Here is a 13,951-nt window from a genome sequence, read left to right on the forward strand (position 1 = left end):
CATGTCGGCTTCGGACATTCTCAACATCACGTTGATGCAGGGTTTCGCGGGCCTTTCGCTGTTCAGCGTGCTGTTGCTGATGGGCCTTGGGCTCGCGGTGATCTTCGGCCAGATGGGCGTCATCAATATGGCGCACGGCGAGTTCATGACAATCGGCGCGTACACCATCTACATGTTCTCGCAGGTCGCCGATACGGTGTGGCCCGGTTTCAGGCCGGTGTATTTCCCGCTCGCGATCGTCGTCGCGTTCGTGCTGGCGTTCGCAGCAGGCTGGCTCGCAGAGTGGGCGCTGATCCGTCATCTCTACAAGCGCCCGCTCGACACGTTGCTCGCGACATGGGGCTTGAGCCTCGGCATGCAGCAGGTGTTCCGCTCGACCTTCGGCCCGAAGGAAGTCAGCCCGAATCTGCCCGAGTGGCTGATGGGTTCATGGTCGCCGAAGCAGGGCCTCGACATCCCCATCAATGGTCTCTTCGTCATGTCGCTTGCTGCGCTGATGACGGGCGGCCTGTTGCTCGCGCTGTACCGCGCACGCTGGGGCCTGCGTGTGCGAGCCACGGTAGCGAACCGGCAGATGGCGAACGCGGCCGGCATCGACACGAAGATGACGGACCGCATGACCTTCGCGATCGGTTGCGGCATGGCGGGCGTTGCCGGTGCTGCCTTCACCGCGATCGGTTCGACGGGACCGACGAGCGGCTCGCTCTACATCGTCGATTCGTTTCTGGTGGTCACCTTCGGCGGCGCGGCAAGCCTGCTTGGCACGGTAGCGTCGGCGTTCGGCATCGCGCAGATGCAATCGATCAGCGAGTTCTTCATGACGGGTTCGTCGGCGCGTGTGCTGACGCTGCTCACCATCGTGATCGTGCTGATGCTGCGGCCACAGGGCCTGTTCGCATCGAAGGTGCGCCGTGCGTGAACTGACCCACTCTTCAATCTCTTCGACGCAAGCGGGAGAAACGACCATGAATCCTATCGCGGATGCCCCCGTCGATACGCAAGCGCCACCGGCCGCGGGCTGGCTGCGCCGTATGTTCCTGCATCGCGGCGGCTACGGCAGCTTCATCGTACTGGCGCTGCTGATCCTCGTCGTGTTTCCGCTGACGCTCGACGTGTTCCGCCTCAACCTGATGGGCAAGTACCTGACCTATGCGTTCGTCGCAGTCGGCCTCGTGATCGCGTGGGGATACGGCGGCGTGCTGAGCCTCGGCCAGGGCGTGTTCTTCGGACTGGGCGGCTATTGCATGGCGATGTTCCTCAAGCTCGAAGCCTCCGATCCCGTCAGCACGAAAATCCAGTCGACGCCCGGCATCCCCGACTTCATGGACTGGAACCAGCTGACTGCGCTGCCGCTATGGTGGAAGCCGTTTCACTCACTGCCGTTTTCGTTGCTCGCGGTGCTGGTGGTGCCTGGCCTGCTCGCGTTCATTGTCGGTTTCGCCATGTTCAAGCGGCGCGTGGGCGGCGTGTACTTCGCGATCATCACGCAGGCTGTGGCGCTGATCCTGTCGGTGCTGATCATCGGTCAGCAAGGCTATACAGGTGGCGTAAACGGCATCACGGATTTGCGCACGCTGCTCGGCTGGGACATCCGCGGCGATCACGCCAAGCTGATTCTCTACTTCGTCAACGCGGTGCTGTTGCTCGCCGCGATCCTCTTCTGCCGGCGGGTCACGCGCAGCAAGCTCGGTACGCTGCTGCTGGCGATGCGCGACAAGGAAGACCGCGTACGTTTCTCCGGCTACGACGTGGCGATGTTCAAGGTCTTTTCTTTCTGCCTCGCTGCCGTGCTCGCGGCGATCGGCGGCGCGATGTTCACGTTGCAGGTGGGCTTCATGTCGCCGTCGTTCGTGGGCATCGTGCCGTCGATCGAGATGGTGATCTATGCGGCCGTCGGCGGACGCATGTCGCTGGTCGGCGCTGTGTACGGCGCGATTCTCGTCAATCTCGGCAAGACGTGGTTCTCCGAGAGCTTTCCGAACCTGTGGCTGTTCCTGATGGCGGCGCTCTTCATCGGCGTGGTGATGGCGTTCCCCAACGGGCTCGCGGGCCTCTACGACAGTCACGTGAAGCCCTGGCTCATGCGCCGTGGCGCAAGGAGCACGTCATGAGCAACACCGATTTCGTGCTGGCCGTCGAAGGGCTGTCCGTCGCGTTCGACGGCTTCAAGGCGGTCGACGATCTGAGCCTGTATGTGGATCGCGGCGAACTTCGCGTCGTGATCGGACCCAACGGTGCGGGCAAGACCACGCTGCTCGATCTGATCTGCGGCAAGACACGCGCGAACGCGGGCAGCATCAAGTTCCGCAACGAAGAGATGACGCGACTGCCGGAATTTCGACGCGTGCGCAAAGGCATTGGGCGCAAGTTTCAGACGCCGTCGATCTACGAGAACCTCACCGTGTTCCAGAACCTCGAAGTGTCGTTCCCGCGCGGACGTGGCGTGTTCGGCGCGCTCGCGTTCAAGCGCACGAGCGACGTGCTGGACCGCGTAAAGAGCGTCGCGCAGGAAATCGGCCTGGAAAAGGAACTCGATCTCGAAGCCGGGCTGCTGTCGCACGGCCAGAAGCAATGGCTGGAAATCGGCATGCTGCTGATGCAGGAGCCGGAACTGCTGATGCTCGACGAACCGATTGCCGGCATGAGCGTGCGCGAGCGCGAGATTACGGCGGAGCTGCTGAAACGAATCTGCCAGAACCGCTCGATGATCGTGATCGAGCACGACATGGCTTTCGTCGAACAGATCGCGCACAAGGTCACGGTGATGCATCAGGGAAAGATCCTCGCGGAGGGGCCGATGGAGAAGGTGCAATCGGACCAGCGCGTGATCGACGTTTATCTTGGTCACTGAGTTGCCATTGAAAGGAGACCGCACATGCTGAACGTCGACGACGTATTCGTCAGCTACGGCCAGAGCGAGGCACTGCACGGCATCAGCTTCACCGCCCAAAAGAACGAGACGGTGGCGATCATGGGCCGCAATGGGATGGGCAAGACCACATTGTTCAAATCGCTGATGGGCATTCTGCCGCTCAAGGGCGGGGCTGTGCGTGTAGACGGCGAGGACGTATCGCGCGACGAGAGCTTCAGGCGTGTGAAGAAAGGCATCGCGTATGTACCACAGGGACGGCAGATTTTCGGCACGCTGACCGTGGAGGAGAACATTCAGACGGGACTCGAAAACACACGCGAAAAGCGCGTGCCCGAAGAAATCTACGCACTGTTCCCGGTGCTGTACGACATGCGCAGCCGCAAGGGCGGCAATCTGTCGGGCGGCCAGCAACAGCAACTCGCCATTGCCCGCGCGCTCGTCGCGCAACCGAAAGTGCTGCTGCTCGATGAACCCACGGAAGGCATTCAGCCGTCGATCATCAAGGACATCGCGCATGCGCTGAACGAGATTCGCAGGCTGCGCGGCATCAGCATCGTGGTATCGGAGCAGGTGCTGAGCTTCGCGCTCGATGTGGCAGACCGTCTGTTCGTGATCGAAGGCGGACGCTTCGTGCACGAGACACCGCGCGCCGAGGCCGACACCGCGAAGATCCGCGAATACCTGTCGGTGTGAGCCGACTGTCCACGCTATTTCAAAGGAGGGTAAGCAATGGCTGAAACACTGATCAAGGTGGACCTCGAACAGTCCGCGTACGACAACGAGCAGGTTCACAACCGCTGGCATCCCGATATCCCGATGGCATGCTGGGTCAATCCCGGCGACGACTTCATTCTGGAGACGTACGACTGGACGGGCGGCTTCATCAAGAACAACGACAGCGCAGACGATGTGCGCGATATCGATCTGTCGATCGTTCACTTCCTGTCTGGGCCCGTGGGTGTGAAGGGTGCGCAGCCGGGTGACCTGCTCGTCGTCGACCTGCTGGATATCGGCACGAAGGCGGATAGCCAGTGGGGTTTCAACGGTTTCTTCTCGAAGCAGAACGGCGGTGGATTCCTGACGGATCATTTTCCTCAAGCGCAAAAATCCATCTGGGATTTCCACGGGCTCTTCACGAGTTCACGCCATATCCCGGGTGTGAGTTTTGCGGGCCTGATTCATCCGGGTCTGATCGGCTGTCTGCCTGATCCGAAGATGCTCGCCACATGGAACGAACGCGAGGCCGCACTGATCGCCACCGATCCGGCGCGCGTGCCAGGCCTTGCGAATCCCCCGTTTGCGGCGACTGCGCACATGGGCAAGCTCACTGGCGACGCGAAGGCGAAAGCCGCCGCCGATGGCGCGCGCACGGTGCCGCCGCGCGAACATGGCGGCAATTGCGACATCAAGGATCTGTCGCGCGGCTCGAAGGTGTATTTCCCGGTTTATGTCGACGGCGCGGGGCTGTCGGTCGGCGATCTGCACTTCAGTCAGGGTGATGGTGAAATCACCTTCTGCGGCGCGATCGAAATGGCGGGCTGGGTTCACATGAAGGTGGAACTCATCAAAGGCGGCATGGAGAAATACGGCATCAAGAACCCGATCTTCAAGCCGAGCCCGATCACGCCGAACTACAACGACTATCTGATCTTCGAGGGCATTTCCGTCGACGAAGGCGGCAAGCAGCATTATCTCGACGTGCACATCGCTTATCGCCAGGCGTGTCTCAATGCGATCGAATATCTGAAGAAGTTCGGCTATTCAGGGGCGCAGGCATATTCGATTCTCGGCACCGCCCCCGTGCAAGGACATATCAGCGGCGTGGTCGACGTGCCGAATGCGTGCGCGACGTTGTGGCTGCCCACACAGATATTCGACTTCGATATTCGCCCGGGCGCGGATGGCCCGATCAAACACATCAAGGGCGATATCGATATGCCGCTGTCGCCCGACATCGTCTGATGTCCGAGCCCGCCGGGTCGCGATGCGGCGGGCGATTCATGATGGAGCAGGCTATGCCGACCTACGATTATCGTTGCGACACGTGCGGCCCTTTCGCCGTGCTGCGCCGCATCTCCGAGCGCGATTGCGCGTCGCCTTGTCCGTCATGCGGCAAGCTCGCGCAGCGGACACTGAGCTTGCCCGCATTGTCGCTGATGGCGTCCACGCAACGCGCGGCGCACCAGGTCAACGAGCGTGCTGCGAATGCACCGCATCGTCACGGCCCGGGTTGCGGGTGTGGCAGCAGCACGAAACCGAGGCTGGCGGGTGCAGCGCCAACGGGATTAAAGAGCAACGGTGGCGGCCGGCCGTGGATGATCAGCCACTGATCCTATTTCACAAAAGCAGAACCCGGCGGATGCGTAACGATGGCACGAAGGTCTGCCTGCACGTCGCCGTGCATGGCGCGCAGCTTCCGCAGATCGGGCACGGGCCGCGCGAGCGCCTCATCGCGGGCGAACGCGGCCTCGAGCGCCTGCGCAACATCGAGCAGGCGCCCTTCGCTGCGCATCGGTCCGATGATCTGAAGGCCGAATGGCATGCCCATGTGATCGACGCCGCAGGGCAATGACATCGACGGATTGGTGAGGAGCGTAACCACGTAGGTCAGTGCCACCCAGCGATAGTAGTTTTCCAGCGCCACGCCGTCGATCTGCGCGCAATGCGGCGTGGTCCACGCGAACGGCGTGACGGGCGACACGGGTGAAACGATCGCGTCGTAGCGCCCGAACAGGGTCTGGAAGCGCCGGTACAGTGTGGTGCGTTGCGTGTCGGCGCGTGTCACGTCGGCGAGCGTGAGTGCACTGCCCATCTCGTAGTTCGCACGCGTGTTCGGCCCGAGCAGAGCGGGATCGCGCTCGTAGGTCTCGCGCAGGCTTGCAACGAATTCCTGCGCACGCACCACGTCGAACACGCGATGCGCGTCGGCCATGTCGAGTGCGGTTGGCTCGATGGGTTCGCACACCCGCACCTGCGTGGCGATACGTGCGAGCTTTGCGCGAAACGTCGCGCGAATCGAGGCATCGACCGCACAGACGCCAAAATCTTCCGTATAGCCGATGCGCAGCGCGGCGGGGTCGAGGCGCGCGCTGGCGTGCGGATCGAACTGCGCGGGATAGCCGAGCGGATCGGCGGCATCCTGTCCCGCGACGGCGGCCAGTTGCAGACGCACGTCGGCGACGCAGCGGCCCATCGGTCCACTGACCCAGTTCGGCGCCCATCCCAGCAGCCGATGCGCCGACGGCACGAGGCCCGGCGACGCGCGGAAACCCACCACGCCGCACAGCGCCGCGGGAATGCGCAGTGAACCGCCGAGGTCCGACCCCGTGGCGAGCGGCAACATGCCCGTCGCGAGCGCGACCGCCGAGCCGCCGGACGAGCCGCCCGCGTTCAGGCGCGGATCGAACGGGTTGCCCGTCGCGCCCCACACCGCGTTGCGTGTGTTGGCGCCCGCACCCATTTCAGGCGTGTTCGTTTTCGCGGCGACGATCGCGCCAGCCGCACGCAGACGTGCAACGAAAGCGTTGTCCGCGACGGGCACGTGCTCGCGATAGAGCGGCGAGCCGTAGGTGGTCAACAGGCCGGCTGTCTCTTCGAGATCCTTCACGCCGATGGGCAGGCCGTGCAACAGGCCGAGCGGTTCGCGGCGCGCGATGGCTTCCTGGGCGCGCCGCGCTTCATGGCGTGCCCGTTCGAACGCGGTGGCGGCGAGCGCATTGACGGACGGCTCGATGGCTTCGATGCGCGCGAGACACGCGTCGAGCAGATCGACGGGCGAAAGCTCGCCTGCGCCGATCAGGCGCCGTGCCTCGACGGCGGACAGTTCCAGCAGGGTTTCGGACATGCGGATCGTGAGTGAGATGCGAGAGACCGGGCGGTTGGATAGGACAGCGGCTCGTGATGCGAAAAGCGATGCGAATCCTGACACTGCTACTGCTGGCAAGTCACGCAGTGAATCACGCTGCCAGCGGGCGCGCCGACTGATCGACGCACGCGACAATGGCATCGCGCGTATTGAGCAGATGCACGCGCGTCTGCTCGCGCACCGCGTCCGCGTCGCGCGCACGCCAGGCGGCGAGCAGTTGCGCATGCTCTTCGTTGTTGCTTGCCATGATATCGGGCTGCACATACATGGACAGCGAGACATAGGGTCTTGCGAGCAGTGACAGCCCGCGCACGACCTCGAACAGCCGCGTGCTGGCTTCGCTGTGCATCAGTGCCTGATGAAACTCCTCGTTGAGCAGGGTCCATTGCTCGGAAGTCGGTGCGACCGCACTCATCGCTTCGTGACATGCGTTCGCGGTGTCGAGCTGCTCAGCGCTCGCGTTCAGACATGCCCGTGCCGCGAGCATCGGCTCGAGCATCATTCGCAACTCGTATATTTCGCTGACGTCGTCAGCCGTCAGGCCGCGCACTTCGACGCCCTTGTTGGGATCGATCGCGACGAGCCCCTCCGCGCGCAGATCGCGAAACGCCTCGCGGACCGGCGTCGTGCTCACGCCGAGACGCTTCGCGACTTCCTCCTGGCGCAGCCGTGTGCCCGCCGGGTAGACGCCTTGCAGGATCTCCACGCGCAGCGTCCCCAGTACGTATTCCTGAATCGTGCGATATGGCTTGCCCATGGCGTCTCCTGTTGGTGGCCTGATCTATGGGCGTCCGTCCGTGCCCGTGTTTTCGCGTTGGCGAGAATGGTCAGGCGGCAGATCCGTGGCGTGCATCGAGCGGGAGGTCACGCCTCGCACCGATCGCGGCTTCGACCCACGCCGCCGTGCGCAGTACCGCCAGATCCTCGCCGAATGCGCCGACGATCTGCAAACCCAGCGGCAAGCCCCGCGCTGTCCAGCCCGACGGCACCGTCACGGCAGGAACACCGAGCACGCTCCACGGCGCGCAGAACACAGGGTCGCCCGTATCGTCGAGACCTTCGGGGGCTGCGCCCGGCGCCGGTACGCTCACGAGCGCGTCGCAGCCCGCCAGCAGCGCCGCCGATTCCGCGCGCAGTGCGGACTGCAACGCCAGTGCCTCGCGGTAGCGTGCGGCGGGCATCGCTGCGCCTTCGTCGATGAGCGCCTGCATGTGCTGGCTGAGTTGCGCGCGGTGATACTCCGACACCGGGCCGATTGCGTGCCACGCCTCCACGCGCAGGATCACCTGCAGCGCATCGACGATCTGCGCGAGATCCGCGCCGAATCCGATTTCGACCACCTCGGCGCCTGCTGCGCGCAACTGCGCAAGCGATGCTTCGAAATTGGCCTGCTGCGCGTCCTGCAGGCGCGCATCGAAAGGCGTGCGCACCACGCCCAGACGCGGCGGCGAGGCGAGCGGCGCGAACCACGCCTGCCAGCTCTCCGCGCTGTCGATCGCCTCCGGGCGTCCCGCCACGAACAGCGCATGCGCGAGCGCGGCCGTTTCCACCGATTGGGCGAAAAATCCAATGTGATCGAGCGACGCGGCGAGGGGATGCACGCCATCGCGCGGGATGCTGCCATAGCTCGGCTTGTAGCCGACCACGCCGCAATACGCGGCAGGACGTATCACCGAGCCGACCGTTTGCGTGCCGAGCGCGAGCGGCACGATGCCGGCGCCCACGGCCGCAGCAGAGCCGCTCGACGAGCCGCCCGGCGTGTGCGTATGGCCCCATGGGTTGACGGTCGGGCCGGGCTGGCGCCACGCGAATTCCGTGGTCACGGTCTTGCCGAATACGAGCGCGCCATATTGGCGCAGCTTCGTCACGATCGCGGCGTCCGCCTGCGGACGATGGTCGCGATAGATCGGCGAGCCGTACGCGGTCGGCATGTCGATGGTGTCGATCAGATCCTTCACGCCAACGGGCAAACCCGCGAGCGGCGCGCACGCATCCGGCTCGACATACGCTTCGGGCCGGTACGTGAAGGCATGCAGCGTGGCTTCGAGCGCGTCGGCGCGCGCGATGGCCGCGTCGAGGCGGGCGCGGCTCGCGGCGGCATTGCCGCGTTGCGCGATCAGTTCCGTCACGAACGACGGCGAGGCTTCGGTCATGTCGCACTTCCATTCGAAGCGTTCGCGCACGGGGGCACGCGAACGCGTGGGTCGATTGCCGGCAATGACGGCGGATGCCTTATTTTCCCAGCGAAGCCGCAAACGAATTGTCGACCGATCCCGCATAGGTTGCGGCGCCCGGCTTGATATTGCCGATCGATTCCTGCAAATCCAGCGCGTTGCGGAAAGCCTGTTCGGAGATATCGGGCGTCGGCGCGTAGATGTTCTGGTCGATCAACCGTCCGACGGCCGCTTCCACGATCTTCGGGTCGAGCGACGGGAATTCGCTCTTCGCGACATCCTTGGCCGTCTGCGGCGACTGATGGATGAGCGCCTCGGCCTCGGCGATCGACTTCACGAACGCTGCCACCATCTTCGGCTTGTCCTTGATGGTCGAGGCGAGCGTGTCGATGGTCGAGAATGCGTAGCCGCCGGGATAGGCCTTCGGAAAGCCGTAGACGATCTTGTAGCCTTGCGCGATGCCGGTGTCGGCCTGCGGTTCGTAAACGGCCGCCGCCTGGCTGCGGCCCGCGCTGACGGGCGCGAGCTCCGTGCCGAGCTGCACGGTATTGAGCGAGACCTTCTCGATCTTCTGATCCTTGATCAGACGTTGCAGCAGGTAAGTGCTGGTGGAGGGCGGCAGCGCGACGGCTACGCTCTTGCTCGACATGTCGCCGGGCTGATGCACGCCGGCATCGGGCGGCGCGATCACCCACACGGGCACGCCTGCCACCACGTTCGCCACGCTGATCACGCTCGCGCCCTTGAGATTCGCGAGCACGGCCGTCATCGGGTCCTGCAGCGAAAAGTCCGCATGGCCGCCGATCACGGCAGCCACGCCCGCCGCACCGCTGCCTGCCGTGACCTTCGTCACGTCGAGCCCGTTCTTCGCGAAGATGCCTTTGTCGATTGCCACGTAGAGCGGCAGATACTGGATCGACTGGAATGCCTGATACACCGTCACCGGCTCGGCCGCCTGCGCGGGCAATTGCGCCGCGAACCCCGTTATCGCGGCAGCCGCCGCGATCGCGCCCATGCGTGCGTTCATCCGTTTCATCGTTTTGCCTTCCATGAAATGACCTTTGCTTCCGTGAATTGAACGATCCAGCTCAACAGCGTCGCCATCAGCGTGAGCACGATGATGCCGAGCCACACGGTGTTCAGATCGAACAGCGATCCCGCGACGAACACTTCGTGTCCCAACCCCGCCTGCGAAGCGATGTACTCGCCCACCACCGCGCCGATCAGGGCGAAGCCGATGTTCACGCGCAGCGTGGAAAACACCCACGGCATCGCGCCCGGCAAAATGAGCTTGGTGAAGATCATCCAAGGCTTCGCGTTGAACGAGCGGAACAGGTTGAGCAGGTCCTTGTCGACTTCGCGCGCGGCGGCACAGGAAGAGATCATTGCCACCGCGAAGGTGGAAATGCCGGCGAGCCACACTTTCGACGTCATGTCCGAGCCGAACCAGATGACGATGAGCGGTCCGAGCGCGATCTTCGGGATGCTGTTCAGAATGACCGACAGGCCTTCGGCAACGCCCGAAACACGCGGCACGAACCACAGCAGCAAACCGAGCCCGATGCCGAGCCCGCTGCCCAGCACCAGGCCGAGCACGGTTTCGTAGAGCGTGACGAGCGTGTCGCTGACCAGCGTGCCGCCGTTGAGACCTTGCTGCGCCGCCAGCCAGATACCGGCAGGCGAGCCCAGCAGTTTGCCGTTGATCCAGCCAGCCGAGACGGCCACCTGCCACAGCGCGATGAGCGCGACGACGATGAGGGCAACAGCGCCCGTGGTGCCGAGCTTTGCCGCGTGGCCTCGCTTCGTGCGCCGGCGCACCGGCGCGTCGGATGACATTGCTACGTCGCTCATGCCGTGGCTCCCGCATGCTGGATGGTATGGCTGCGCAGTCCGTTCCAGACGCGCGAATGGAAGGTGCGGAATTCGGGCGCTTCGCGCGCCGATACGGCGGTGCGCGGGCCGTGCGTGGTGAGGCGCACGTCGATATCGTCTTCGATGCGCGCGGGGCGGCCGCCCAGCAGGATCACACGGTCGCTTACCGCGATTGCCTCCTCGATATCGTGCGTGACGAGCACGACGCTCGTGCCGCTTTGCTCGCGCAGCGCCATCACATCGTCTTCGAGTGCGAGCCGTGTTTCATAGTCGAGCGCTGAAAACGGCTCGTCGAGCAGCACCAGTGTGGGATCGACGAGCAGCGTGCGCGTCAGCGCCACGCGCTGGCGCATGCCGCCGGAAAGCGAGTGCGGATAAGCGTCGGCCACGGCTCCCAGGCCATAACGCGACAGCATCTGGCGTGCGCGTTCGTAATCAGCCGCTTTGACCTTGCGATACAGCTCGATACCGAGCACCGCGTTCTGCAATACCGTGCGCCACGGCATCAGCAGATCCTTTTGCAGCATGTAGGCGATGCGGCCCGCGCTGCCGTCTTCACGCGCACCCACGCTGACATGGCCCGATTGCGGCTGGATCAGCCCCGAAACGAGATTGAATAGCGTGCTCTTGCCAGCGCCGCTGCGACCGACGATCGACACGATCTCGCCGCTCTTCACGCTGAAGTCGAGGCGCTCGAAGATCGGCACGTCGACGCCATCGGCGCTCCGAAATGCATGACTGAGTTGTTGGACCTTCAGGCGGTCCGTGCCCGACGCGCGCGTCGTATCGATTGCACCCGCTGCTGGCGCAGTGGCAAAGGCAGAGAGACTCATGGACATCCCCATCGGTACGTGGTGTGCGTTTGTGCTGTGCACAACGCATAATGCACAATCAAAAAAACGCGGCGCAACTGGAAAAAAATTCGGCGCGCAATTGGGGATTTCCGCGCCCGAAGATGGTGCGGGCATGGGGATGAAGACCGAGAGGGTGCAAGCGGGGTGATCGAAGCGAACCAGTGAACGCGAGCCTCCCGGTTGCTGATGCATTACATATCGCCTATGTTTATAGCGCTAGCGAATACGCTATCGCACCTATGGCGTGACGAGGAATGCGCCGGCCCTCCGCGCTTTCACTGCTGAAAATCGCGTAGGGAGACATCATGGCTTCGGTAATCATCGATGTGAGTGCATCGATTATTTATAACGATTCCACGAAGGCCGCCGCAAACGCGACCGTAATTCAGAACGCACTGAATAATGTCGGTACGCTCACCTACGTGCAGGTCCAGGTGAATAGCCCCGGTGTCTACTATTGCAATCAGGTGGTCATGCCGACCAACACGTCATTCCTGCTGGGCTATGGCGTGACGCACCGCAAGCCCGCCAACTACAACCTGTGCATGTTCATCAACAAGGGGGCGCTTCAGAGTCCACCCGTTGGTGACAGCAATATCGGGTTTTTCGGTCAAGGCACGATCGACGGTAACGCAGCGAGCCAGACGAGTCTTACACAGGCAGTCAGCGCGATTACGGCCAATACCTTTCTCTATGGTATTCAGGGCGAAATCTCGATGATCAACGTGAAGAACTTCGAGTGCGCGATTGCAAATCCATTTAATACGAATGGCTTCTTCTGTCAGTACATCGGTACGGACGCATATTTCCACGACATGAATCCGAATGTGGCGCGTGACTTCATTCATATCAACGGGCCGTCGAAGCACATTGTCGTGGATCGTTGCAGTGGGTTCTCGAATGACGCGTTTATTGCGCTGAACGCGTGGGACTGGCACCGCAGCGGTCCGACAGTCGGCGACATTGTGGACGTACGGATCAACGACTGCGCGTATTACGGCTGTACCGGCCTCGCAGGCCAGACCCGGACTTCGAGTCTCGTGGTGTTTCTTCCGGGCACGCGGACGACGGGTAACGGCACGGGCACCGGCAATGTCAGGAATGTGTCGGTGGACGGCTGGGAGGTCAATATGAATACTGCGCCGGCCGCACCGGCGTCGCCGGGAATCGCAATCACAGGCGACTTCGACCAGGTGAACGGTTCCGAGTATTCCGGCGTCGGCCTGGTCGAGAACGTCAGGATCACGCGTGGCTATTACGCGATGACGAACTCGAACTGCAGCATGATGGTCGTGCAGAAGACGCCGAGCGGGTCTCCTGCCGATGGCCAGAACACGCTGACAGTGCGCAACGTCGTTGTCGAACAGGTGCACTGCGATGCGTCGGTCGGCGCCAATGGCCATATCGCCGTGTCGATACAGGTGCCGTACAACACGTTCAACCTGGATGGCTTGAAGTTCAAAGACTGTGAATGGACCCCGTCGAACCTGACGTCGAACCAGGCGTTTATCCAGTTCGGCAATAAGACGGTTGCCCGCCAACTGATCATCGACGGGCTCACCATCAATTCGAGCGGCGCGACCGCCCCTACGGCGGCGTGCTTTATCAACCAGTACAGCGCCGGAAATGCGGCGGTGATCGACGACCTCACGCTGGACGGGATCGTGACCGCACAGGGTTATCAGATACCGCAATCGTGGTTCCTTCTGGCGGGTGGCGTAAACAACTTCCGGTCGCGCGGCAACAACATCACCGGCCCGAATGGCGGCGCCGATGGTCAAGGCATCTGTCTGGTCGCCAATACGGCGTACGTGGGTTACGGCGTGGTCTCCGATGGCTATTTCAACGGCGTCAAGGCGGGCGTGCAGATCAATAACGCATCGGCTGCCGGCGTGACGCTGGCGTGGCGCGATTGCAAGATTCTGAACCAGACGCATCCGGTTTTTATGAACGGTGCGTTCACCGCGAACGTTTTCTATGTCGGCGGCATGCTGAGCACAGGCGCGAATCTGGTTCGAAACGTAGCGGGGGCGACGACCCTGTCACTGTTCGGCACGACGGTCAGTGGCGCGGGTGCGCAAGCGGTCACGGTCGTGTCGGGTACCGTGCGCATCACGAAGTCGGACCTTGCGGCGATCACCGCGAGCGGCGCTGTGCTGACCCCGCAGAACAACGATATCGTCAACTTCGCGGGTACGCCCTCGTACGCCGGTGCAGTGGTGCAGGGCGGGGGAACGGGGGCGGGCATGTACATCTATCGCGGTACGGGCGCAGCGGGTTGGGTGAAACTGAATTGAGCCGGGGGGGATGAATT

At 63.1% G+C, this 13,951-nt stretch carries 14 protein-coding genes; 8 read left to right on the top strand and 6 right to left on the bottom strand.

Annotation, left to right across the window (positions count from 1 at the left end; translation table 11 throughout):
* Position 1 precedes the first annotated feature (1 nt).
* From urtB to KFO72_RS20740, 6 genes are read left to right on the top strand one after another with little or no spacing between them, the layout of a single operon-like run.
* Positions 2-919, top strand: coding sequence for an urea ABC transporter permease subunit UrtB (gene urtB / locus KFO72_RS20715; RefSeq protein ID WP_054930725.1), 918 nt, complete (start codon positions 2-4; stop codon positions 917-919).
* Between the two features lie 46 nt (positions 920-965).
* The gene (gene urtC / locus KFO72_RS20720) at positions 966-2,111 is read left to right on the top strand and encodes an urea ABC transporter permease subunit UrtC (protein ID WP_107203430.1); all 1,146 of its coding nucleotides are present in this window, start codon (positions 966-968) and stop codon (positions 2,109-2,111) included.
* On the top strand, positions 2,108-2,851 hold the full coding sequence (gene urtD, locus KFO72_RS20725) for an urea ABC transporter ATP-binding protein UrtD (protein WP_054930723.1): 744 nt from the start codon (positions 2,108-2,110) through the stop codon (positions 2,849-2,851). Before urtC ends, urtD begins: the two co-directional genes overlap by 4 nt.
* A gap of 24 nt (positions 2,852-2,875) precedes the next feature.
* Complete coding sequence (urtE, locus tag KFO72_RS20730; RefSeq protein ID WP_054930722.1) at positions 2,876-3,565, top strand: urea ABC transporter ATP-binding subunit UrtE; 690 nt, start codon at positions 2,876-2,878, stop codon at positions 3,563-3,565.
* A 36-nt stretch (positions 3,566-3,601) separates the two neighbouring features.
* Positions 3,602-4,834, top strand: coding sequence for a formamidase (gene fmdA / locus KFO72_RS20735; protein ID WP_054930721.1), 1,233 nt, complete (start codon positions 3,602-3,604; stop codon positions 4,832-4,834).
* Between the two features lie 53 nt (positions 4,835-4,887).
* The gene (locus KFO72_RS20740; RefSeq protein WP_082433806.1) at positions 4,888-5,202 is read left to right on the top strand and encodes an FmdB family zinc ribbon protein; all 315 of its coding nucleotides are present in this window, start codon (positions 4,888-4,890) and stop codon (positions 5,200-5,202) included.
* Positions 5,203-5,204: 2 nt separating this feature from the next.
* On the opposite strand, the gene KFO72_RS20745 is transcribed toward KFO72_RS20740, so the two are convergent.
* The 6 genes from KFO72_RS20745 to KFO72_RS20770 all read right to left on the bottom strand — a co-directional run bounded on the left by KFO72_RS20745 (position 5,205) and on the right by KFO72_RS20770 (position 11,616).
* The gene (locus tag KFO72_RS20745; RefSeq protein WP_225032896.1) at positions 5,205-6,716 is read right to left on the bottom strand and encodes an amidase; all 1,512 of its coding nucleotides are present in this window, start codon (positions 6,714-6,716) and stop codon (positions 5,205-5,207) included.
* Positions 6,717-6,828: 112 nt separating this feature from the next.
* Positions 6,829-7,494 (bottom strand): GntR family transcriptional regulator, encoded by a 666-nt coding sequence (locus KFO72_RS20750; protein WP_176055098.1) that lies wholly within the window; start codon positions 7,492-7,494, stop codon positions 6,829-6,831.
* Positions 7,495-7,564: 70 nt separating this feature from the next.
* Positions 7,565-8,890, bottom strand: coding sequence for an amidase (locus tag KFO72_RS20755; protein ID WP_225032897.1), 1,326 nt, complete (start codon positions 8,888-8,890; stop codon positions 7,565-7,567).
* Between the two features lie 79 nt (positions 8,891-8,969).
* Entirely contained in the window at positions 8,970-9,947 is a 978-nt protein-coding gene (locus tag KFO72_RS20760; protein WP_060607197.1) for an ABC transporter substrate-binding protein, read from the bottom strand.
* The gene (locus KFO72_RS20765) at positions 9,944-10,762 is read right to left on the bottom strand and encodes an ABC transporter permease (RefSeq protein WP_225032898.1); all 819 of its coding nucleotides are present in this window, start codon (positions 10,760-10,762) and stop codon (positions 9,944-9,946) included. Before KFO72_RS20765 ends, KFO72_RS20760 begins: the two co-directional genes overlap by 4 nt.
* Positions 10,759-11,616 carry an ABC transporter ATP-binding protein gene (locus KFO72_RS20770; RefSeq protein WP_224102319.1) on the bottom strand — a complete coding sequence of 286 codons (858 nt, stop codon included), beginning with the start codon at positions 11,614-11,616 and terminating at the stop codon, positions 10,759-10,761. Before KFO72_RS20770 ends, KFO72_RS20765 begins: the two co-directional genes overlap by 4 nt.
* On the opposite strand from KFO72_RS20770, the gene KFO72_RS20775 reads away from it, so the two are divergent.
* A complete protein-coding gene (locus tag KFO72_RS20775) occupies positions 11,615-11,785 on the top strand; it encodes a hypothetical protein (RefSeq protein ID WP_156516707.1) in 171 nt (56 codons plus the stop codon). The two genes, KFO72_RS20770 and KFO72_RS20775, sit on opposite strands and share 2 nt — an antisense overlap.
* A 157-nt stretch (positions 11,786-11,942) precedes the next feature.
* The gene (locus KFO72_RS20780) at positions 11,943-13,934 is read left to right on the top strand and encodes a hypothetical protein (RefSeq protein ID WP_225032899.1); all 1,992 of its coding nucleotides are present in this window, start codon (positions 11,943-11,945) and stop codon (positions 13,932-13,934) included.
* The last annotated feature ends 17 nt before the right edge of the window (positions 13,935-13,951 follow it).

It is taken from the genome of Paraburkholderia sp. XV, from assembly GCF_020177535.1.
Classification (GTDB): domain Bacteria; phylum Pseudomonadota; class Gammaproteobacteria; order Burkholderiales; family Burkholderiaceae; genus Paraburkholderia; species Paraburkholderia caribensis.